Genomic DNA, 20,575 nt, shown 5'->3' on the forward strand with positions numbered 1-20,575 from the left:
GAATCGGACCTGTAAAGGCTAACGCGGCGGGGTGTCCCGGCCGCCGCGTCGGCGGCCGCCGCGGGATACCCGTCCGGATCCGGCCGCCGTACGCGCCGAGCCCGGGACCCGGCATGGTGACGCGGGTCCCGGGCTCGGGACGTACGGACGGTTCCCCGGTCAGGACAAGGTCAGGACAAGGGGACGTTCATCAGGACCGTGCGGCGCGGGTTGGCCGTGCTCGCCGGCAGGTCCTGGGAGTGCTCCGGCCGGACCGGCGCGGGCAGTTCGGTCGCGTCGCCCAGATGCATCAGGGTCGTGCGGCGGGGGTTGGCTATCGTGCGCAGCTGCTGCGGCGTCTTCGGCGAGATCGTGGGATTCATCGGCTGTGTTCGGACCCATCGGCGTCGGGCCGCCCGGGGCGGCGCTTTACAACAGAGGCGCTCATGCCTAACGCGACAGGTTAAACATCCGTTCCCCGGCAAAGTCGTGGAGGACATGTGTGTCTGATGTGAGTTTCCTCACCAGACATCCGCCAATCTGGCTGATTTTGGACATTACATACCGTCAAATTCAACCAGTGAAACGGACATTGCCTACCTGAATCGGCCATTCCGCTGCCGATCGCAACGACCTGGGCGCGCCTCACCCGCGACCCCACCCCGGTGACTCATCCGTGAAAGTCCGTTTCATACCGTAAGTCTTTCAACGATTGGTGACCCGGTCATCACACCGTGTCACCCAGGTCACAGCACGGTACGCGGCCCTTGTTGGAGATCCTGCACTGTGCTGGAATTCCACGCACCGCCGCAGAACAGTCCGGCGCGCAACGGGCGCAACGCAGCGCCGAGCGGCGGCGGGAAAGGGGGAGAGCGCCGGTACTCACATCATCAGAGGCGCGCCCGGCGCGCCTCGCCAGACGCCGACACCGTCCCGCAGCTCCGGCAACGGGACGCCTGGTCCAGAGGTTGCGACGCTAGTGCAGGGACGTTTCAAGAGGGATGGCACGGGGCGTCCCCAGGCCCCCCAGGGCCGTGGGGAAGCCACGGCGGGACAGGAGCCGCGCGGCGGGAACGACCGCGGCCCCTCACACCAGCACGGCCAGCACGCCACGAGCCCGGCGCAGGGCCCGATGACATCGGGTACCGACCGCAGACCTGACGGTCCCGGCCGCCCCGGCGGCGGCCCGCGGTCCGGTCCACCGGGTCAGGGCGGCTCCCCCGCCCAGGGCGGCGGCAGGCCCGGCGCGCCCGGCGCCTCCGGTCCTTCCGGTCCCGGCGGCCCGCAGGGCCCCCAGGGATCCAGCCCGGCGTCCGGCGACGCCGGGCCCGACGGCGCTCCGGCCAAACCCCCCGTGGACACCGGCTCCCGGCTCGCCCTGCGCAACTGGCGCATCAGCACCAGGCTGATCTCCCTCCTCACCCTTCCCGTCGTCGCCGCGACGTCCCTGGGCGGGCTGCGGATCAACGAGTCCCTGGACAAGATGGAACAGCTGGAGCACATGCAGCTGCTCACCGACATGACCCGGGAGGCGACCAAGCTCGCCATCGCGCTCCAGTACGAGCGCGATGTCACGGCCGGTCCACTCGCGAACAACCGCAACGCCAGCGACTTCAAGGTCACCGAGCCCCGCCAGGCCACCGACCGGGCGCGCACCGCGTTCGTCAAGGCGGCCGGCGGTATCGACATCGTCGACGGCGACGACACCATCGACTCGTTCCGCTCCACCCTGGGCCAGATCTACAACCAGCTGAACCGGCTCAAGGAGTACCGGAGCAAGGCGTACGTCACCGAGGGCTCCAACGCCCTGACGATCGAGTCGTACCACCGGATCATCCGCTCCCTGCTCGACCTCTCCTCGGACATGGCCCAGGCCACCAACAACCAGGAGATGATCAAGCGGACCCGTGCCCTGGCCGCCTTCTCGGCCGCCAAGGAGTACGCCTCCATCCAGCAGGCGGTCATCGCCGCCGCGCTGCCGGGCGGCGCCGGGCAGAAGGGCGACGTGCTCTCCGAGGCCGACCGGCTCTACGGCCAGGGCGCCATGGAGAGCGGCCGGAACAGCGAGAAGCAGTTCAAGGAGATCTACGAGGCGCTCGGCGGCGACGCCAACGACCTGATGGAGCCGCTCGACCGCGGCCACCCGGACATCGTCAAGGTCAACGAGTACGCGGGCCGCGCCCTCGACCGGCCGAACGGTATCGAGGGGCTCACCAAGCAGTCGCACCTCGACTGGACCGACGCGTACAGCGTCCGGATCGACGCCATGAAGCGCATCGAGGCATCGCTCCTCGACGACATGGAGGCCAAGGCCCGCGATCTGCGCGAGGAGTCGCAGCAGGACGCCATCATCAACGGTGTCGTCATCCTGTTCGTCCTCGGCGTCTCCCTCGTCGGCGCCTTCATCGTGGCGCGCTCCATGATCCGCTCCCTGCGGCGGCTCCAGGACACCGCCACCAAGGTCGCCCAGGAACGCCTGCCCGAGCTGGTCAAGCAGCTCTCCGAGGCGGACCCCGAGGACGTCGACACCTCGGTCGAGTCGGTCGGTGTGCACTCCCGCGACGAGATCGGCAAGGTGGCCACGGCCTTCGACGAGGTGCACCGCGAAGCGGTCCGGCTCGCCGCCGAGCAGGCCCTGCTGCGGGGCAACGTCAACGCGATGTTCACCAACCTCTCGCGCCGCTCCCAGGGTCTGATCCAGCGCCAGCTGTCGCTCATCTCCGAACTGGAGTCCCGCGAGGCCGACCCGGACCAGCTGTCGTCCCTCTTCAAGCTGGACCACCTGGCGACCCGTATGCGCCGGAACGGTGAGAACCTCCTCGTCCTCGCGGGCGAGGAGCCCGGCCGCCGCTGGACCCGGCCGGTCCCCCTGGTCGACGTGCTGCGCGCCGCCGCCTCCGAGGTGGAGCAGTACGAGCGCATCGAACTGGCCGCGGTCCCCGCGACCGACGTCGCCGGGCGGGTCGTCAACGACCTCGTCCACCTCCTCGCCGAGCTGCTGGAGAACGCCACCTCGTTCTCCTCCCCGCAGACCAAGGTCCGGGTCACCGGTCACGCCCTGCCCGACGGGCGGGTCCTGATCGAGATCCACGACACCGGTATCGGTCTCTCGCCCGAGGACCTCGCGGCGATCAACGAGCGGCTGGCTTCGCCGCCCACCGTGGACGTCTCGGTCTCCCGCCGCATGGGTCTGTTCGTGGTCGGCCGGCTGTCCCTGCGGCACGGCATCCGGATCCAGCTGCGCCCCTCCGACTCCGGTGGTACGACGGCGCTGGTCATGCTGCCCGTGGACGTCGCCCAGGGCGGGCGGAAGCCGGGAGCGCCGGGCATGCCCGGCGGCGGCCCCGGCCAGTCCGCTCCCCCGGTCGGCGGCGGCCCGCTCGGCGCGGGCCCGGCGGGCGGCACGGGCGGCGGCCGTCCCGGCGGCCAAGGCGGTCCGGGTGGCCAGGGCGGTCAGGGTGCCCCGTCCGGCGGCGGTCTGCTCGGCGCGGGCGCGCCGCGCGGCCAGGTCGGACCGGGCGGCGGTACGGGTTCCCGGGCGGCGCTGCCGTCCCGCGACGGCGCCCCGGGCCGCCCCCAGGGCGGCGGCGGGCTCGCCGGTGCCTTCGGCAACCGGCCGGCCCAGCGTCCCCCGGGCAACGGCCAGGGCGCGGGACCCGGTGACACGGCGGCGCTGCCGCGGATCGGTGCCGACGGTTCGGTTCCGCCCGGTGCCCGCGGCGAGCTGTCCGACCCGGGCCGCCCGCGTCAGGGGACTCCCAGCTGGGGCAGCGACCAGCGCCCCGGCGGCCATCAGGACCAGGGCTCCGCGCAGGGTCCCGGTCCGGCCCGGGAGACGCCGCGCCAGGAGTACGGCACACCGCCCGGCGGGCATCCGCAGGCCCCGGCCCGCGGGCCGGTGTCCGGTGACGGCGGGTCCGGCCCGCGGCACTCCGGCGGTCCGGTCCCCGGTGCTCGCGAGTTCGACGCCCCGATGGGGCAGCACCGTCAGCCGAACGCGCCGCAGGCCCCGCACGCCCCGACGGGCCAGTACGTACGCCCCGATGTGTTCGGTGCCCCGTCGGACGGCTCCGGCCGTCCCGCCCAGGACCACTCCGCCCAGGACCACTCCGGTCCTGCCGCGGGACCCGGCCAGTTCGCGCCGCCGCGCGACGACGTCCGCGAACCCCGGTTCGGCGACCAGGCCGGGCAGTCGCCCGCGGGCCAGTTCGCGCGTCCCGGGACGGGCGCGCCGCAGCCGCCTTCGCCGGGCCCCGCGCCCTCGCCCCGCGGCTACGACGAGCAGCGGCCCCGGCACACCGGCGCCCGCAACGAGCTTCCGCCCCAGCCGCGGCACGAGGCGTTGCCGCCCGCGCCCGGCGACGGCGGGACCCCGCTGTACGACACGCTGGAGACCGACTGGTTCCGCGGCCAGGACCGTGGCGGCCGGGCCGAGCAGCCCGCCGCGCCGGGCCCGGCGGAGACCTACGCCCCCGAGCAGGTCCAGCCCGTCCAGCCCGTCCAGCAGACCCAGCCGATCCCCCGGCTCAACCGGCCGGACCAGGCACGGCACGACCAGGCGGGGCACGAGCTGCCCGGCCGGCACGTCGCGCCGGAGCCGGGCGGCCGGGACGACCGGGACGACCGGGCCGGGTCCTTCGACCGGGTCGGCCCGGGCGGTACGGGGGAGTTCCCCGCGCCGGTGTCCGAGCCCGCTCCGGCGCCGAGGCGGCAGGAGCCGCAGGGCGCGCCGGGCGCGGGCGGGGACTCCTCGTGGCGTACCTCTCCCAACGACGAACTGGTGCGCCAGGCCGAGCGGGTCAGGAAGCCCGCGTCCGGTGGTGTCACCACGTCCGGTCTGCCCCGGCGGGTCCCGCGCGCCAATCTGGTCGCGGGCACCGCTCAGCAGAACGGCACGCAGGGCGGTCCCTCCGTCTCGCGCGCCCCGGACGACGTCCGCGGCCGGCTCACCAACCTCCGGCGCGGCATCCAGCAGGGGCGCGAGCAGAACGGCTCGTCGACCGGCAGCTTTGACCTCGGCCCCACACACCAGCAGGAGCGTTAGTTGAGCCCGATGAGCCAGGCGGCGCAGAATCTGAACTGGTTGATCACCAATTTCGTGGACAACACCCCGGGGGTGTCCCACACGGTGGTGGTCTCCGCCGACGGTCTTCTGCTGGCCATGTCCGAAGGTTTTCCGCGCGACCGTGCCGACCAGCTGGCGGCGGTCGCCTCCGGACTGACCTCGTTGACCGCGGGCGCGTCCCGCATCTTCGAGGGCGGGACCGTCAGCCAGACGGTCGTCGAGATGGAGCGGGGCTTCCTGTTCCTGATGTCCGTCTCCGACGGTTCGTCCCTGGCCGTACTGGCGCACCCCGAGTGCGACATCGGTCTGGTGGGCTACGAGATGGCCCTGCTGGTCGACCGTGCGGGCAATGTCCTCACCCCGGATCTCCGCGCCGAGCTCCAGGGAAGCCTCTTGCACTGATCCGCCACGGCCTGCAGGTCCTATCGCCACGCGCCATCGCGCCGTCAACCCTCACCACGGTCGCCCCACCCCCCACCGGCCGCACCGACGGCTCGCCACTCCACTTGCTGTCCCGCCCGGAGGACTCCATGACCCCGCCACCCGCCTCACACGATCCGTACGGTGTCCAAACCGACTACGGAGTGGACGGCGACCAGCCACTGGTCCGCCCGTACGCCATGACGGGCGGCCGGACCCGGCCGCGCTACCAGCTCGCCATCGAGGCACTGGTCAGCACCACAGCGGATCCCGCGCTGCTCGGCGGACTCCTCCCCGAGCACCAGCGGATCTGCCATCTGTGCCGTGAGGTGAAGTCCGTCGCCGAGGTCTCCGCGCTGCTGTCGATGCCCCTGGGTGTCGCGCGGATCCTGGTGGCGGACCTGGCGGAGGCCGGGATGGTGGCCATCCACCAGCCGGGCAATGGTGACGCGAGTGGCACGCCTGACGTGACACTGCTCGAAAGGGTGCTCAGTGGACTTCGCAAGCTCTAGCGGCGCGACGGCACCGAGATCGACCACCAGCGCGAAGATCGTGGTGGCGGGCGGATTCGGCGTGGGCAAGACCACGTTCGTCGGCGCCGTCTCGGAGATCAACCCGCTGCGTACCGAAGCCGTCATGACCAGCGCATCCGCCGGCATCGACGACCTCACCCACACCGGCGACAAGACCACCACCACGGTGGCCATGGACTTCGGCCGCATCACACTCGACCAGGACCTCATCCTCTACCTGTTCGGCACCCCCGGACAGGACCGCTTCTGGTTCATGTGGGACGACCTCGTCCGCGGCGCCATCGGAGCAGTCGTCCTCGTCGACACCCGACGCCTCGCCGACTGCTTCCCCGCGGTCGACTACTTCGAGAACAGCGGCCTCCCCTTCGTCATCGCCCTCAACGGCTTCGACGGACACCAGCCCTACACCCCCGAAGAAGTCCGCGAAGCCCTCCAGATCGGTCCCGACGCCCCGATCATCACCACCGACGCCCGCCACCGCGCCGACGCCAAAAGCGCCCTCATCACCCTCGTCGAACACGCCCTCATGGCACGACTCAAGTAGACGGCGCGATACGGTAGTTGCCGTAACCAATCAGGTGCGGACTGTGTCCTTTGACACGGTCCGCCCGCATGTTCATAACGTTTCGACATGGAATTGCGGCACTCCGGACACCCGACGCATCCACCTGGTGCCCCTGTGCTCACGGAACCCTTGCCTTTTGAAGGGGCTCGCTCTTTATGCCCGTTTTATCGCTCGCACCGGCGAGACGGAATGGCTGATTCCAACTGTTTGGAACGGACCCGGTGCGCATGCTGAAATTCGACGAACTTCCGAGTGGTACGGCTCAGAACGAAACACGGCACACCGGTGCCGGTGCCGAGAGGTTGTTGGTCGAGTGAGGCGAAGCAGCACAGGCTCCGCGGAGCAACAGACGCGGGGCAATTTCACCCCGCCGTCCCGTGCGGTGGCGTCGCCCGGCGACGAGCCGGCGGCTCCCCCCGGCGATGCCCCGGCACCCGCAGCCCCGAGCGGCGGCAGCCGGTTCTCCCCGCGCAACTGGTCCGTACCCACCCGGCTGAACGCGATCCTGCTCCTGCCCGTACTGGTGGGTCTGGTCATGGGCGGGTTCCAGGTGAACGGCTCCATCGCCACCTGGGACGAGGCCAGGGACGCGGAGAAGACGGCGAAGATCGTACGGGCCGCGTCCGAGTACGGCGCCGCCCTGCTCAACGAGCGCGACCTCACCGCCGAACCGCTGCTCAAGGCGACCACGCCCGCGGCCCGGCAGTCCGACACGGTGAAGAAGGCGTACGCCACCACGGACGCGGCCAAGGCCGCGTTCGACCGCGCCATCAAGGACATGCCGAAGGGGCAGGGCCTGGAGCGTCGGCTGGAGCTGTTCCACCGCGAGGAGCCCAAGCTCCAGGAGCTGCGCAGGGCCGCGTACACCACCAGCCTCGACCCGGTGGGCACCGAGCAGGGGTACGTCCAGGTCCAGCACTCCCTGATGCAGTTCGGCAATGAGCTGGGACTGGGCACCGGCAACGTCACCAGCTACGGCCGGACCGTGTACGCGATCCAGCTCGCCAAGGCCGCGGCGTCCCTCCAGCGCTCCATCGGCATCCATCTGCTGGTCCGGCCCAGTGACCGCGAGGCGGTCCGGGACAAGCAGATCACCGCGTTCAACTCGTACAACTATCTGGAACAGATCGCGATCGCCGAGTACATATCCGGCGGTACGCAGGCCGACGCCGACCGGCTGACGGAAGTGATGGCCAAGGCGGCCGAGGACGGCCGCAAGCGGCTCCAGCAGGCGGGGCTCGACCCGCCGGCCGGGCCCGACGACTCGGTCTTCACGGGGATGGCCCAGCGCATCGGCACAGGGGCCACCCCCGCCGCGCTGGCCGATGACGACATCACCCCGCAGACCTGGACCGGCGCCGCCACCTCCAAGTTCGAGGGCTATCTCACGGTCGAGAAGGAACTGGTCGACCGCGCGGTCGAGGAAGCCTCCTCCATCTCCGCCGACGCCCGCCGGGACGCGATCGTCAACGGCGCGATCGTCGTGATCGCCCTGCTGCTCGCCTTCTTCCTGGCCGGGGCCGTGGCCCGGCAGATGAGCCGCTCGATGCGCGAGCTGCGCTCCGCCGCCTTCGCCATCGCCGAGCAGCGGCTGCCGCTCCTGGTCGACCAGTTGTCCCGGACCGAACCCGGCCGGGTCGACACCCGGGTGGAGCCGATCCCCATCGACAGCCGCGACGAGATCGGCGAGGTCGCCCGGGCCTTCGACCAGATCCACCGCGAGGCCGTCCGGCTCGCCGCCGAGCAGGCCATGCTCCGGGGCAACGTGAACGCGATCTTCACCAATCTCTCCCGGCGCAACCAGTCGCTGATCGAGGGCCAGCTGTCCCTGATCACCGAGCTGGAGGAGAACGAGGCCGACCCGGACCAGCTGGAGAGCCTCTTCCGGCTCGACCACCTGGCGACCCGGATGCGCCGCAACGGCGAGAACCTCCTCGTCCTCGCGGGCGAGGAGCCCGGCCGCCGCTGGAACCAGCCCGTACCGCTGGTCGACGTGCTGCGGGCCGCCTCGTCCGAGGTGGAGTCGTACGAGCGGATCGAGCTGTCCGGGATACCCGAGACGGATATCCACGGCCGGTCCGTGACCGACCTCGTCCATCTCCTGGCCGAGCTGCTGGAGAACGCCACCACCTTCTCCTCCCCGCAGACCAAGGTCCGGGTCACCGCGACCCGGCTGCCCGACAGCCGGGTCATGGTCGAGATCCACGACAAGGGCATCGGGCTCACCGCGGAGGACTTCGCGGACATCAACCACAAGCTGGCGAACCCGCCGACCGTGGACGCCTCGGTCTCCCAGCGCATGGGCCTCTTCGTGGTCGGCCGGCTGGCCGACCGGCACGGCATCCGCGTCCAGCTCCGCCCCTCGGGCGAGCAGGCGGGCACCACATCCCTGGTGATGCTCCCGGACGCGATCACCCGCGGCGGTGGCGGCGAGTCCGCGCCGGACTCCGACTTCACCGTCTCGGGCATCATGCCGGCCCGGAACGCGCACCCGGGCGCCCCCGCCCGTACCGCCCCGGCCCGTACCGCCGCCGAACTGGGCTTCGACGACTCCCGGTACGAGCAGCAGTCCGGGGCCGGTCACGGTCTCGACCCGGTGGGCCGGTCCCTGGCCCGCGGCGGACGCAGGGCCGCGATCGAAGCCCAGTCGGGACCCCGGCCCGGCACCCCGGACGGATTCCCGGAGCAGCCGTACGAGCAGCCGCGTCACGAGCAGGTCGACCCGGCGGCGAACGGCGGGCGGACGAACGGCGGGCAGGCGTACGACGGCTACGGGCAGAGCGCCTTCGGGGAGCAGTCCCCGGCGGCCGGCACCGGCTATCCGGCCGGGGCCCCGGGGCAGCAGCCCTACGAGGGCTACCCGGCCGCGGGATACGACGGATCCGCGGGCCCGCACACCCAGCCGATGCCGGTCTACCAGGAGGGCACGGACCCGTCCGGCTTCCCCGGGACACCGGCCCCGCGACAGGACTCCGGCTACCCGGCGCCCGACCAGCAGCAGCTTCCGGCCGGAGGCTATACGGAACCGGGCTTCTCGGATTCCCCGGCGGCCGAGCAGTCGTACGACACCGGCTGGGCGGCCCCGCCCCACCAGGACGACTGGCCGGAACAGAACGGTTTCCAGGGCGGATACGGGCAGGATTACCCCGGAGAATCGGAATCCGGCCAGAGCACCCCCGCACCGGGCGCCGAGCGCGTAGGCTTCGACCGTCCGGGACCGTCTCCGAGCAGCGGTCACGACATGACCGAGGCCGGTCTGCCCCGTCGTGGCCCGCGGCGGGCGCGGTCCGATGAGCAGGACCGGGCCCCGGCCGATGTGTGGCAGCCGTCCGGGGAGCGGGTTCCGCAAGCGCCGCTGGACACTCAGCCCGAGGCGTATCCCGACGGCGGCAACGAAGCCGTCGCGGGTGAGGCCGAGGACTGGCGTTCGGCCAACGACGAGCGCTGGCAGCGGGCCGGGAAGCTGCGGGAGCCGAAGGCGGGTGGCGTCACCTCGTCCGGTCTCCCCCGGCGGGTGCCCAAGGCCAACCTCGTCGAAGGCACCGCGGAGCAGACGCCGCAGCACGGGCTTCCGCAGATCTCGCGCGCCCCGGAGGACGTTCGTGGCAGGCTGAGCAATCTGCGCCGCGGGGTCCAGCGGGGGCGCAGCGCGGGAACCGACACGAACGGACCGGCCACCTACGATCATGACGGTGGCCAGGGCAGTACCTACAACCAGGAGCGTTAGTGTGAGCCCGATGAGCCAGGCGGCGCAGAATCTGAACTGGTTGATCACCAATTTCGTGGACAACACCCCCGGGGTGTCCCACACCGTGGTGGTCTCCGCCGACGGACTCCTGCTGGCGATGTCCGACGGCTTCCCCCGGGACCGTGCCGACCAACTGGCGGCCGTCGCCTCCGGGCTGACCTCGTTGACCGCGGGCGCCTCCCGGATCTTCGAGGGCGGCGCCGTCAACCAGACGGTCGTCGAGATGGAGCGGGGCTTCCTCTTCATCATGTCCGTCTCGGACGGCTCGTCGCTGGCCGTGCTGGCCCACCCGGAGGCCGATATCGGCCTGGTGGGCTACGAAATGGCGCTTCTGGTGGACCGGGCGGGCAGTGTGCTCACCCCCGACCTGCGGGCGGAGCTCCAGGGCAGTCTTCTCAACTAACCGGCGGGCAGGCCCCTCACGCCACCGCACCGTTAAGGTGCGGTGGCGACGGCTCCACAGGGACAGGGACCGCGACGCGCAGCAGGAGGAGGAAACGTGGCAACACCCCCGGGCGGACGCCCCGACGAGGGCGGAACGCGACAGCGGCTCCAGGGCGGACACGCGCACCACGGCTACCCCTTTCCCGCGGCGGCGCAGGGCAGATCGGACGGTCAGCCCTCCTGGTCCGTGCCGCAGCCTCAGCAGTACCAGCACCGGTACGACCCTCCGTACGATCCCCGCTACGGCCCTCCCGGTGGTTCCGGCGGGCCGGAGTACCCGCCCTCCCAGGACGGTCACGGGACGTACGGCCAGGGTCCGGGGGCGCCCCGGCCCGCGTACCGTCCCGGACAGCCGCGGCCTTATCAGCAGCGGCGTCGGGACGACGGTTCGGGCCGCCGCCGCGGCGAGCCCTCCGGTACGCGTCAGCCCAGTCCGCTGGTGCGACCGTACGCCATGACCGGCGGCCGGACCCGGCCGCGCTACCAGCTCGCCATCGAGGCACTGGTCAGTACGACGGCGGATCCCATGAGGCTGCAGGGCCAGTTGCCCGAGCACCAGCGGATCTGCCGGTTGTGTTTCGAGATCAAGTCGGTTGCCGAGATCTCGGCACTGCTCTCCATTCCCCTCGGCGTTGCCCGGATCCTCGTCGCCGACCTGGCGGAGGCCGGCCTCGTCGCCATCCACCAGCCCGGCGGGGACGATACCGCCGGCGGTCAGCCAGATGTGACACTGCTCGAAAGGGTGCTCAGTGGACTTCGCAAGCTCTAGCGGCGGTGCGCCTCGCTCAACCACCAGCGCGAAAATCGTGGTGGCGGGCGGATTCGGCGTGGGCAAGACCACGTTCGTCGGCGCCGTCTCGGAGATCAACCCGCTGCGTACCGAAGCCGTCATGACCAGCGCATCCGCCGGCATCGACGACCTCACCCACACCGGCGACAAGACCACCACGACCGTCGCCATGGACTTCGGCCGCATCACACTCGACCAGGACCTCATCCTCTACCTGTTCGGCACCCCCGGACAGGACCGCTTCTGGTTCATGTGGGACGACCTCGTCCGCGGCGCCATCGGAGCAGTCGTCCTCGTCGACACCCGACGCCTCGCCGACTGCTTCCCCGCGGTCGACTACTTCGAGAACAGCGGCCTCCCCTTCGTCATCGCCCTCAACGGCTTCGACGGACACCAGCCCTACACCCCCGAAGAAGTCCGCGAAGCCCTCCAGATCGGCCCGGACACCCCGATCATCACCACCGACGCCCGCCACCGCGCCGACGCCAAAAGCGCCCTCATCACCCTCGTCGAACACGCCCTCATGGCACGACTGCGGTAAGTGCCGCGCGGCACCTGCGACCGTACGGACGAGGCCCCGTACTCCCTTCGCCAAGGGGGTACGGGGCCTCGCCCGTGTGCCGTGTGCGGTCGTACGGACGCACCGGCGCCCCGGTCCGGGGGTTCCGGGGCCGGGGCGCGGCGTGGGTACGGGCGGGGTGCCCGGGGGTGTGGTCAGCCCTGCCAGCTGTGCGAGACCTGAAAGGCCCGCTGGCGCTCCAGCCGGCGCCAGGGCGCCGTGGAGCGGGTGTCGGCGGCGGGCGCCGGCGCGGAGGCCGCGCGGGCCAGCAGGACCGCGGTGATCGCGGCCAGCTCCTCGGGCTCGCAGTGGCCCTTCTCGACGCGCAGCAGGGAAGGATCGGTGGCCTGGGTCGCCGGGCTGGTCATAGGTCGGGCTCCGTATTCTCGCGGGCCCGTGGGCGCGCGGTACGCGGTGGTCGTGAGGGCGGCCTGTGCGGCTGCCGCTACTGCGGCGGGTTGCCGTGCTTCCGGGACGGCAGGTCGGCGTGCTTCGTCCGGAGCATCGCCAGGGACGCGATGAGCACCTCGCGGGTCTCGGCGGGGTCGATGACGTCGTCGACCAGGCCCCGCTCCGCCGCGTAGTACGGATGCATCAGCTCGGACTTGTACTCCTTGACCATCCGGACCCGCATGTTCTCGGGATCCTCCGCGTCGGCGATCTGCCGGCGGAAGATCACATTGGCGGCGCCTTCGGCGCCCATCACGGCGATCTCGTTGGTCGGCCACGCGTAGGTGAGGTCGGCGCCGATGGACTGGGAGTCCATCACGATGTAGGCGCCGCCGTACGCCTTGCGCAGGATCAACGAGATCCGGGGCACGGTCGCGTTGCAGTACGCGTACAGCAGCTTCGCGCCGTGCCGGATGATCCCACCGTGTTCCTGGTCGACGCCCGGGAGGAACCCGGGGACGTCCAGCAGGGTGATGATCGGAATATTGAAAGCGTCGCACATCTGGACGAAGCGTGCAGCTTTTTCGGATGCCTCGATGTCGAGGACCCCGGCGAGGGTCTGCGGCTGGTTGGCGACCAGTCCGACGACCTGGCCGTCGAGCCGGGCCAGGGCGCAGATGATGTTGCGGGCCCAGCGCTCGTGGATCTCCAGGTAGTCGCCGTCGTCGACGAGCTCCTCGATGACCTTGTGCATGTCGTACGGCCGGTTGCCGTCGGCGGGCACCAGGTCGAGCAGGACGTCGGAGCGCCGGTCGGCCGGGTCGGACGAGGCGACCTGCGGGGGGTTCTCCCGGTTGTTCTGCGGGAGCATCGAGATCAGATAGCGGACCTCGGCGATGCAGGTCTCCTCGTCGTCGTAGGCGAAGTGCGCCACGCCCGAGGTCTCCGCGTGCACATCGGCGCCGCCGAGGCCGTTCTGGGTGATCTCCTCACCGGTGACGGCCTTGACGACGTCGGGCCCGGTGATGAACATCTGGGAGGTCTCGCGGACCATGAAGACGAAGTCGGTCAGGGCGGGGCTGTAGGCCGCGCCGCCCGCGCAGGGGCCGAGCATCACGGAGATCTGCGGGATGACCCCGGACGCCTTGGTGTTCCGCTGGAAGATCCCGCCGTAGCCGGCGAGCGCGGAGACGCCCTCCTGGATACGGGCCCCGGCGCCGTCGTTCAGGGAGACCAGGGGGGCGCCCGCCGAGATGGCCATGTCCATGATCTTGTGGATCTTGGTGGCGTGGGCCTCGCCCAGCGCACCGCCGAAGATCCGGAAGTCATGGGCGTAGACGAAGACCGTCCGGCCCTCGACCGTGCCCCAGCCGGTGACCACACCGTCCGTGTACGGCTTCTTCGCCTCCAGGCCGAAGCCGGTGGCCCGGTGCCGCCTGAGCTGCTCCACCTCGTGGAAGGAGCCCTCGTCCAGCAGCAGCGCGATCCGCTCGCGCGCGGTCAGCTTGCCCTTGGCGTGCTGCGCCTCGGTCGCGCGGTCGCTGGGACCGCGCACGGCCCGCTCGCGCAGATCGTGCAGTTCGGCCACGCGTCCGCGGGCGTCGGCCGGCTCGCCGGTGGTCTCCTCGACAACGGTCATGCATCGACACTACGGACACCTACAAGAAAACTGCGCCGTTGACTCCGTACAGTCTCGGGCCGTTTCTCCTGTGAGGCTCGCACAGACGCGCTTGTCGGAGGGGAACAACCGCCAGCTTCGGGGCACTGTTGTTTGTGGAGGGCCCACAAGAAATTCAGCCCAGGGTCACCCGGCAGCGATGACCGGCGCCCGCGGTCCCCCCGTTCAGCCGCAGCCGAATGGACCCACCCGTGGCGAGGACGGTGATCCCGGGGTCGTGGTCGTCGACCCGGCGTACGGGGTGCCGCCACTCCACCTCGACCGGGCGTCCCGAGCGCTCCGGGTCGGCCAGCCGGAGGTCAGCGGTCCGGCCCTGGCCCCGGCGCCGGACCAGGACGCTCACCGGGCCGCTCGCGGTCAGCGGGCCCGCCGTCCCGGCCCGCCAGAAGTTGGCGGCGGTGACCCCGATGGCGGGGAGCGTCACGGCCTGGCGACCGGCGTCGTTGGCGAGCACGGTCAGCCGGGCGGGATCGGCGGCCCGGGCGGCGACCTCCGCGGCGCTCGCCCCGGGCATCAGCAGATAGACGTAGGAGGCGTCCACCGGATCGGTGCCGTGGTCCAGCCAGAGGGTCTGGTAGCGGCGCGTGGCCCGTTCGGCGGTACCGCCGGTGTTGATGTCGGCCCAGGCGCCCGTACGGTCCTCGCGGCGGCCGTGCAGCAGGTGCGTACCGCCGGGCAGGACCCAGCCGCCATGGCCCTCCAGATGGGCCCAGCGGGCCCCGTACCGCAGGCGGGCCCGGCCGTTCCCGCCCAGATTGCGGTTGTCGACCACGGTCTCGACGGGGACCCCGTCGGTACAGGTGATGCCCGCGCCGAGACAGATGACGGCGTCGTCGGCGCAGAACCAGGACTTGCGGGCGGTCAGGGTCGAGCCGAGGCCGCGCAGATGCTGGCCGACGGCGGCGTACGTCCCGTCGGTGACCCCGCCGACCCAGCGGACGGCGGGCCGCGGCTCGCCCCACTCGCCGCCCTCGTTGTCGGCCAGCCGCTTGGTGGAGACGGTGGTGCCGGGCATCCGGTAGGGGTCGACCGTGGGCCAGAACCAGTCGTCGTACTGGTCGCCGAGGGTGTGCTCGGGCCACCACAGGAGCATTCCGGCGCCGGTGTGCCAGCCGCGCGGGTGCTCGCCGTTGCCGCATTCGTAGTACGCGGTGCGGTCCGAGGCCATGGCGATGTTCGCGGTCCAGCCGGGCCTGCGGTGCACGGCCCGGTCCATGGCGGTGAAGAGGGTGTGGCCCACCGGCCGGGGCGCGGCGGGGACCGGGGCGGCGGCCGCGGCGGCCAGCCGGGCCAGCTCGGCGACGCCGTGCTGCGGGGCGGTGAGCAGGGAGCCGGTGGTGTCGCGGGCGGCCCAGCCCTTGATCAGCGCGTGCCAGCGGTCCCGGCGGGCGGCGGGGACGGTCCCGGCCAGCAGGGCGATCGAGGCGATCACGGCACGGCCGTGGTAGTGGTCGCCGCGGAGCACCCGGCGGTCGTCGTCCTTCAGCAGTCCGCGGCTGACGGCCCGGCCGCTGACGCTGTCCATGATCAGCCCGTTGTGGATCAGCGGCGCGAAGGCCCGTTCGACGCTGTCGGCGACCGTGTGCCGGGCCGGGTCGGTGACCTCCCAGGGGGAGCCGCCGAGCAGCGCGAGCAGTCGGCCGAGACCGTCGAGGAACACCTGGCCGTACGTGCCGGTGTAGGCGACCCGGGTGTGCTGGACGAACGATCCGTCGGCGTACAGGCCGTCGCCCTCGGTGACGTGGGGGAAGACGGGGGAGAGCGCGTCGCGGGCGAGGGCGAGCTTGGCGGCGGAGCGCCCGGCGACGCCCCGCAGGGCGACCGAACGGCACAGATCGACCCGGTTGGCCCCGGTGGAGACGCCGGAGTAGTCGCCGAGGAGGGCGTCGGGCACGAAGTGGTCCACGGCGGCGCAGGCGGCGTCCCGGCGCTCGGCCCCGAGCTGGTCGTGGAGGACGGCGACGAGGTCCATGAGCAGCCGGGGGCTGCCGATCCGCCACTCCCACCAGTTGCCCCAGACGGTGGTGCCGGGGTGGTAGACGAGGGCGCCGATGTGGTCGAGGCCGCGGAGGACGTCGGCGAGCGGTCCGGGGTCCGTACCGCCCCGGTACACGTACGCGCGGGCCATCGTCCACAGCCGGGCGTAGCTGCGGGTGATACCGGCGGGCGGGGCGGGCCGGATCAGCGGCAGATCGGGCCAGAGGGAGTCGGCCGCGGGGGTCATCGCGGCGCGATGGGCGGCGGCCAGGCGATCGATTTCGGCCAGTCGGGAGGCGTACGGCTCGGCGGCGGGGTCGTAGCCGTCGCCGAGGGCGATCTCCAGCCAGCGCCGCCGGAGGAGTCCGTACGGGTCACCGGGCTCGCGGCAGGGTCGCGGACCGGCTCCACCGGTCTGCGCGCGGGCCGGGCCGCCCAGCGCGAGGGGCAGCGCGGCGGTACAGGCGGCGGCGAAGGTCCGGCGGGACCAGTCCGCCGGGCGGGCCGGCGGACATGCCGGCGGGTGGGCTGACGGGTGGGCCGGTGGGTGGGACATCAGGGCCTCCTGGGGCGGGACGCGACGGGAGGTGCCGTCTGGGGGTCGAGGTCGTGCCTGGTGGATCTCGCCGGGCCGACAACGGTCGCGGCACCGATACTGGAAGCGCTCGCGGCGGCCGTCCCGGCCCGCATGGGGCGTGGCCGCGAACCGCGTCGAGGCGCTTCATCCCCACCCCTCCCCTGAATGTTGAAGATTCAACGGAATAGGTCTACAGTGGCAGTCGTTGAAGCTTGAACAACCACCCCCGTCCCCCTCCAGGAGTTCGTCATGGGCATCTTCAATCGCAAGAACGACGCGTCCGGCACCGAAGCCACCCCGGTGGACCCGGCCCTCGCGGCGCTGACCGGCACGTACACGATCGACCCCGCGCACAGCCGGATCGGCTTCACCGTCCGCCATGCCATGGTCACCAATGTCCGCGGCGGCTTCGACGACTTCGAGGGCGAGCTGAACCTCAACGGCAGCGACCCGGCCGACTCCAGCGCCGCCATCGATGTCAAGATCGCCAGCATCGACACCGGGATCGCGGACCGCGACACCCATCTGCGCAGCGGCGACTTCTTCGAGGCGGACAAGTTCCCCCTGATGACCTTCCGCTCCACCCACGCGGAGCAGTCCGGCGGCGACGACTACCGGATCGTCGGCGATCTGACGATCAAGGACGTGACGCGTCCGCTCACCATCGACCTGGAGTTCAACGGCGCCGCCACCGACGTCTACGGGAACCAGCGCGTCGGCTTCGAGGGCAGCGCCACGATCCTGCGCTCCGAGTGGGGCCTGACCTGGAACGCGGCCCTCGAGACCGGCGGTGTGATGGTCAGCGACAAGGTGAAGCTCACCCTCGACATCTCCGCGATCAAGAAGAGCTGACCCCGCCGCCGGGAGCACCGGCGAGCCCGCCACGGCGACGGCCCGGGCGGCATCCGTATCGGACACCGGTACGGGCGCCCACCGGGCCGTCGCGGTGCGTGCGGCCCCGGGTCGTCCCTTCCGGATGACCCGCGGTCAGCCCCGGGTCGACCCCTCCGGCGTGAGCCGCCCCCGCCGCTCCGCTCCCGCGGCGCCGGTGCCGGTGCTGGTGCCGGTGCCGGCCCGGACCAGCGACGGCTCCACGGGCCCCGCGGCCCGGCCGTCCTCGGCCGCCGCCGTCGCGTCCCCGGCCGATTCCCCCGGGACGTCCATCACCGCGTCCATCGCCACATACGCCTCCACCAGCGTGTCCCCGTCCAGCCGGCCCGCCCCCACCCAGGCCAGCACCCGGTGCAGCCCGTCGAGATGGACCAGGCCCTCCCGGACCACCAGCCGCTCGTAGTCCGCCCCCGGGATGGCCCGGGTCGACAGATACAGCGGGCCCATCGGGCCCTCGGCGTGGTGGTCGAGCTTGGCGGCGCACACCGGGTTCCCGGCGGCGTACTCCGCGCCCAGCTCACGGATCCGGGCGGCGACGACCCCGACCGACGCCCCCTCGGGCGGGATCAGCTCGATCGCGCCGTACTCCCCCATATGCCACGGCAGGACGATCTCCAGTACGTCCGAGTGGTCGAGCAGGACGTGGTACCAGCGCCCGAGGCTGAGCTGGGCGTGGCAGAGGTTCTCCTCCGCGTCGTCATTGGTGTTGTACGCCTCGTCGGGGACGTAGGGGTTGTCGCGGACGAAGGTCGTCAGCACGCGCTCGAAGGGGACGGGGGCGAGGACTCTCATCGGGTGCGCCTCTGTTCGTACCGATGCCCGAAGGCCGTGTGATGGACCGCGCCGCCGGACAGGGAGAGCTTCCCGCGGACCGGGGAAACACCGGATCTCCGGGCGGCCGGGCCGACCGAAAGAACTGGAGCAAAAGCAGCAAACCCGATGAACACGGAAAACAACCCCCTGAGAGCGTCGAGCCGCCAGATTAATTGCGCATGAACAATTGGGGAACGTATCCCCGGTTCTTTCTGCCACACGCGGAGTTCCCGGACAATGGCCGACTTTAACCGATGCCAACCGATGCCCGGCGGCGGTACCGGGAACTCCGGACGCTACCCGGGTCCCCCTGGGGCGACGGCCGCACGGCCGGGGAGCCGTAGGGATCCGGGGAGGGGATCCGGGGGATCCCCGGGGATCAGAAGCCCCCGCCGAAATCACCACCACCACCGCCGAAACCGTCACCGCCTCCGAAACCACCACCGCCTCCGCCGTCACCGCCGAAGTCCGAGGGGTTGAAGTCGGTTCCCGAGTAGTCACCGCCCGAGAATTCTCCGCCACCGTATTCATCGGCATATGCCGGTGTCGCGAGCATCCCGCCCAACAGGGTCCCCGCGAGGAGTGCCGGAAGAATACCGCCCGCGAAATATCCCCCGGCCCAGGGGCCGTACGCGGGACCCGCCTCCCAGTACGGGCGGCGGCCCCCGTCCTCGGTCGCGACCGTACGGGCCATCGGCTCCCGGCCGTCCGCCAGCCGGGCCGCGTCCGCGGCGCACACCGGCACCGGCCGGGGCGCGCCCCGGCCGTCCGGGGCCCACTCGGTGTCGGTGACCGACGGGCCGTGCCGCGGATCGAAGAAGCACGGCGGGCGGCGCTCGGGCGGCGGGCGGCCCGTACGCCGGGCGTCGAGCACCGCGAGGGAGAAGCGGCCGTCCTCCAGCGCCCGGGTCGCACCGGTGACATCGGCGGGCCGTCCGGCCGCCGCGATCAGGCTCTTGGCCCGTTCGTAGGAGTCGAGGGCGCGCTCGTAGTCGGCCCGCATGGCGTCGTCGGCACCGGGCTCCGCTGGGTGGAAGTCCAGCCGGTCCAACTCCTCGCCGTAGGCCGTGATGTCCTCGTCGACGACCACCCGGAGCCGGTCGAGCGCGGCCCGCTCCGCCGCCCGCTTCCGCCGGCGGTTGCGCCGCAGCACGGTGTAGCCGCCGACGCCGCCCGCGACGAGCAGCGCGCCGACGGTGATCAGGGGCACGATGTTCATGCTCCCGGCGCCGCTCGCGGACCAGGAGTCGGGGGCGTGGCCGCGCAGCTGCGGCAGGGTGAGGTCCACGAAGGCGTTCAGCTGGGTCGCGGCGGACGGAGCGGCGGACGACGCGGTGGGGGTCCGTACCGCGTCCACCGCGTTGTTCACGGCCCGGGGCGCGAGTACGGAGGCGTCGGCGCCCGCGTCGAATCCGTCGCCGAGCCGGACGGCGTACAGACCGGTGACGCCCGTCTCGCTACGGATCGTCCGCAGCACGCTGCCCGGGTCGAAGTCCGGGGTGTCGGGCAGGACCGCGACGAAGAGGGGCTTGTCCGCGTCCCTGATCCGGTCCGCGAGCGCGTCGGCGTCCCGCGCGGAGAGCTGCGAGGCCGCCCGGGGGTCGATGTACACGGGGCCCTCCCGCAACGCCGCCGCGGCCGCGCCCGTGCCCGCGGTGGGAGCCGCCGATGCCGCGCCGGCGCCCAGGGGCCCGAGCACCAGCAGCACGCTCGCGAGCAGCGCGAACAGAAGGCGAGCGATACGGGCGGCGGTGACCGCCCGTGGGCGGTTCCTCATGCTTCGACGCTAACGGACGGCCCTTGGTGTGTCTTGTTGGCTGGTCGTTGCTCGAGGACCCTGCGGGCCCTTGCTGTGCGCGGGTTGGTCGTACGGCCCCGGGGTTACCTCCTCGCCATCGGCGGAACCCGGGCCCTCGGAAACACTGACCGCTGCACCCCGCCGACGGCTGCGGGGGCAACCCCGCACCCGCCCTCCCCACGCACACGGACATGCACCCCTCAGCCCGAGACCATTGAGAGGCGCCCCGCCCGGAGATGCCTTTAGGTGCGAGCCTTCGCAAGGGCGTCGGACCGGGTATCCAGGGGCGCGAGGAACTGCGCGACAAGCCACCCACCGGGTCGCGGCCCGAAAAACACCTGCGGCGCC

Annotated in this window: 15 protein-coding genes; 9 read left to right on the forward strand and 6 right to left on the reverse strand. The window is 71.9% G+C overall.

Annotated elements, in window-relative coordinates:
• Nucleotides 1-170: 170 nt before the first annotated feature.
• Nucleotides 171-362, reverse strand: coding sequence for a hypothetical protein (locus ACFXG1_RS18380; protein WP_384714841.1), 192 nt, complete (start codon nt 360-362; stop codon nt 171-173).
• A 596-nt stretch (nt 363-958) separates the two neighbouring features.
• Here ACFXG1_RS18380 and ACFXG1_RS18385 point away from each other — a divergent pair.
• The 8 genes from ACFXG1_RS18385 to ACFXG1_RS18420 all read left to right on the forward strand — a co-directional run bounded on the left by ACFXG1_RS18385 (nt 959) and on the right by ACFXG1_RS18420 (nt 12,085).
• A complete protein-coding gene (locus ACFXG1_RS18385; protein WP_384743551.1) occupies nt 959-5,023 on the forward strand; it encodes a nitrate- and nitrite sensing domain-containing protein in 4,065 nt (1,354 codons plus the stop codon).
• Between the two features lie 9 nt (nt 5,024-5,032).
• Nucleotides 5,033-5,446: a roadblock/LC7 domain-containing protein gene (locus ACFXG1_RS18390; RefSeq protein ID WP_146484572.1), complete on the forward strand. Its 414-nt coding sequence runs from the start codon at nt 5,033-5,035 to the stop codon at nt 5,444-5,446.
• Between the two features lie 128 nt (nt 5,447-5,574).
• Nucleotides 5,575-5,976, forward strand: a complete 402-nt coding sequence (locus tag ACFXG1_RS18395; protein ID WP_384714835.1) for a DUF742 domain-containing protein — start codon at nt 5,575-5,577, stop codon at nt 5,974-5,976.
• The gene (locus ACFXG1_RS18400) at nt 5,957-6,541 is read left to right on the forward strand and encodes an ATP/GTP-binding protein (RefSeq protein ID WP_384743555.1); all 585 of its coding nucleotides are present in this window, start codon (nt 5,957-5,959) and stop codon (nt 6,539-6,541) included. Before ACFXG1_RS18395 ends, ACFXG1_RS18400 begins: the two co-directional genes overlap by 20 nt.
• A 334-nt stretch (nt 6,542-6,875) precedes the next feature.
• Entirely contained in the window at nt 6,876-10,289 is a 3,414-nt protein-coding gene (locus ACFXG1_RS18405; protein WP_384743558.1) for a nitrate- and nitrite sensing domain-containing protein, read from the forward strand.
• A gap of 10 nt (nt 10,290-10,299) precedes the next feature.
• Nucleotides 10,300-10,713 carry a roadblock/LC7 domain-containing protein gene (locus tag ACFXG1_RS18410; protein ID WP_384722302.1) on the forward strand — a complete coding sequence of 138 codons (414 nt, stop codon included), beginning with the start codon at nt 10,300-10,302 and terminating at the stop codon, nt 10,711-10,713.
• 96 nt (nt 10,714-10,809) lie between these two features.
• Nucleotides 10,810-11,523, forward strand: coding sequence for a DUF742 domain-containing protein (locus ACFXG1_RS18415; protein WP_384743561.1), 714 nt, complete (start codon nt 10,810-10,812; stop codon nt 11,521-11,523).
• Nucleotides 11,504-12,085 (forward strand): ATP/GTP-binding protein, encoded by a 582-nt coding sequence (locus tag ACFXG1_RS18420; protein ID WP_130585192.1) that lies wholly within the window; start codon nt 11,504-11,506, stop codon nt 12,083-12,085. The genes ACFXG1_RS18415 and ACFXG1_RS18420 overlap by 20 nt, the downstream gene beginning before the upstream one ends.
• A gap of 173 nt (nt 12,086-12,258) precedes the next feature.
• Here ACFXG1_RS18420 and ACFXG1_RS18425 read toward each other — a convergent pair whose 3' ends face one another.
• The 3 genes from ACFXG1_RS18425 to ACFXG1_RS18435 form a co-directional block, all read right to left on the reverse strand.
• Complete coding sequence (locus ACFXG1_RS18425) at nt 12,259-12,471, reverse strand: acyl-CoA carboxylase subunit epsilon (protein ID WP_384713545.1); 213 nt, start codon at nt 12,469-12,471, stop codon at nt 12,259-12,261.
• A 77-nt stretch (nt 12,472-12,548) separates the two neighbouring features.
• Nucleotides 12,549-14,132 (reverse strand): acyl-CoA carboxylase subunit beta, encoded by a 1,584-nt coding sequence (locus ACFXG1_RS18430; protein WP_384713542.1) that lies wholly within the window; start codon nt 14,130-14,132, stop codon nt 12,549-12,551.
• Nucleotides 14,133-14,286: 154 nt separating this feature from the next.
• Nucleotides 14,287-16,704 (reverse strand): polysaccharide lyase 8 family protein, encoded by a 2,418-nt coding sequence (locus ACFXG1_RS18435; protein ID WP_384713539.1) that lies wholly within the window; start codon nt 16,702-16,704, stop codon nt 14,287-14,289.
• 270 nt (nt 16,705-16,974) lie between these two features.
• Here ACFXG1_RS18435 and ACFXG1_RS18440 point away from each other — a divergent pair, with 270 nt between their 5' ends.
• The gene (locus ACFXG1_RS18440; RefSeq protein WP_384713536.1) at nt 16,975-17,577 is read left to right on the forward strand and encodes a YceI family protein; all 603 of its coding nucleotides are present in this window, start codon (nt 16,975-16,977) and stop codon (nt 17,575-17,577) included.
• Nucleotides 17,578-17,712: 135 nt separating this feature from the next.
• Here ACFXG1_RS18440 and ACFXG1_RS18445 read toward each other — a convergent pair whose 3' ends face one another.
• Complete coding sequence (locus ACFXG1_RS18445) at nt 17,713-18,408, reverse strand: DUF6309 family protein (protein WP_384713533.1); 696 nt, start codon at nt 18,406-18,408, stop codon at nt 17,713-17,715.
• A 400-nt stretch (nt 18,409-18,808) separates the two neighbouring features.
• Nucleotides 18,809-20,206 carry a hypothetical protein gene (locus ACFXG1_RS18450; protein ID WP_384713530.1) on the reverse strand — a complete coding sequence of 466 codons (1,398 nt, stop codon included), beginning with the start codon at nt 20,204-20,206 and terminating at the stop codon, nt 18,809-18,811.
• Nucleotides 20,207-20,575: the final 369 nt, after the last annotated feature.

The organism is Streptomyces sp. NPDC059248 (genome assembly GCF_042753905.1).
Taxonomy (GTDB): Bacteria; Actinomycetota; Actinomycetes; order Streptomycetales; family Streptomycetaceae; genus Streptomyces.

Coding starts and splice junctions, on each gene's coding strand:
- ACFXG1_RS18380 (WP_384714841.1), bottom strand. CDS start 362: ATGAATCCCACGATCTCGCCGAAGACGCCGCAGCAGCTGCGCACGATA.
- ACFXG1_RS18390 (WP_146484572.1), top strand. CDS start 5,033: ATGAGCCAGGCGGCGCAGAATCTGAACTGGTTGATCACCAATTTCGTG.
- ACFXG1_RS18395 (WP_384714835.1), top strand. CDS start 5,575: ATGACCCCGCCACCCGCCTCACACGATCCGTACGGTGTCCAAACCGAC.
- ACFXG1_RS18410 (WP_384722302.1), top strand. CDS start 10,300: ATGAGCCAGGCGGCGCAGAATCTGAACTGGTTGATCACCAATTTCGTG.
- ACFXG1_RS18425 (WP_384713545.1), bottom strand. CDS start 12,471: ATGACCAGCCCGGCGACCCAGGCCACCGATCCTTCCCTGCTGCGCGTC.
- ACFXG1_RS18430 (WP_384713542.1), bottom strand. CDS start 14,132: ATGACCGTTGTCGAGGAGACCACCGGCGAGCCGGCCGACGCCCGCGGA.
- ACFXG1_RS18435 (WP_384713539.1), bottom strand. CDS start 16,704: ATGTCCCACCCACCGGCCCACCCGTCAGCCCACCCGCCGGCATGTCCG.
- ACFXG1_RS18440 (WP_384713536.1), top strand. CDS start 16,975: ATGGGCATCTTCAATCGCAAGAACGACGCGTCCGGCACCGAAGCCACC.
- ACFXG1_RS18445 (WP_384713533.1), bottom strand. CDS start 18,408: ATGAGAGTCCTCGCCCCCGTCCCCTTCGAGCGCGTGCTGACGACCTTC.
- ACFXG1_RS18450 (WP_384713530.1), bottom strand. CDS start 20,206: ATGAGGAACCGCCCACGGGCGGTCACCGCCGCCCGTATCGCTCGCCTT.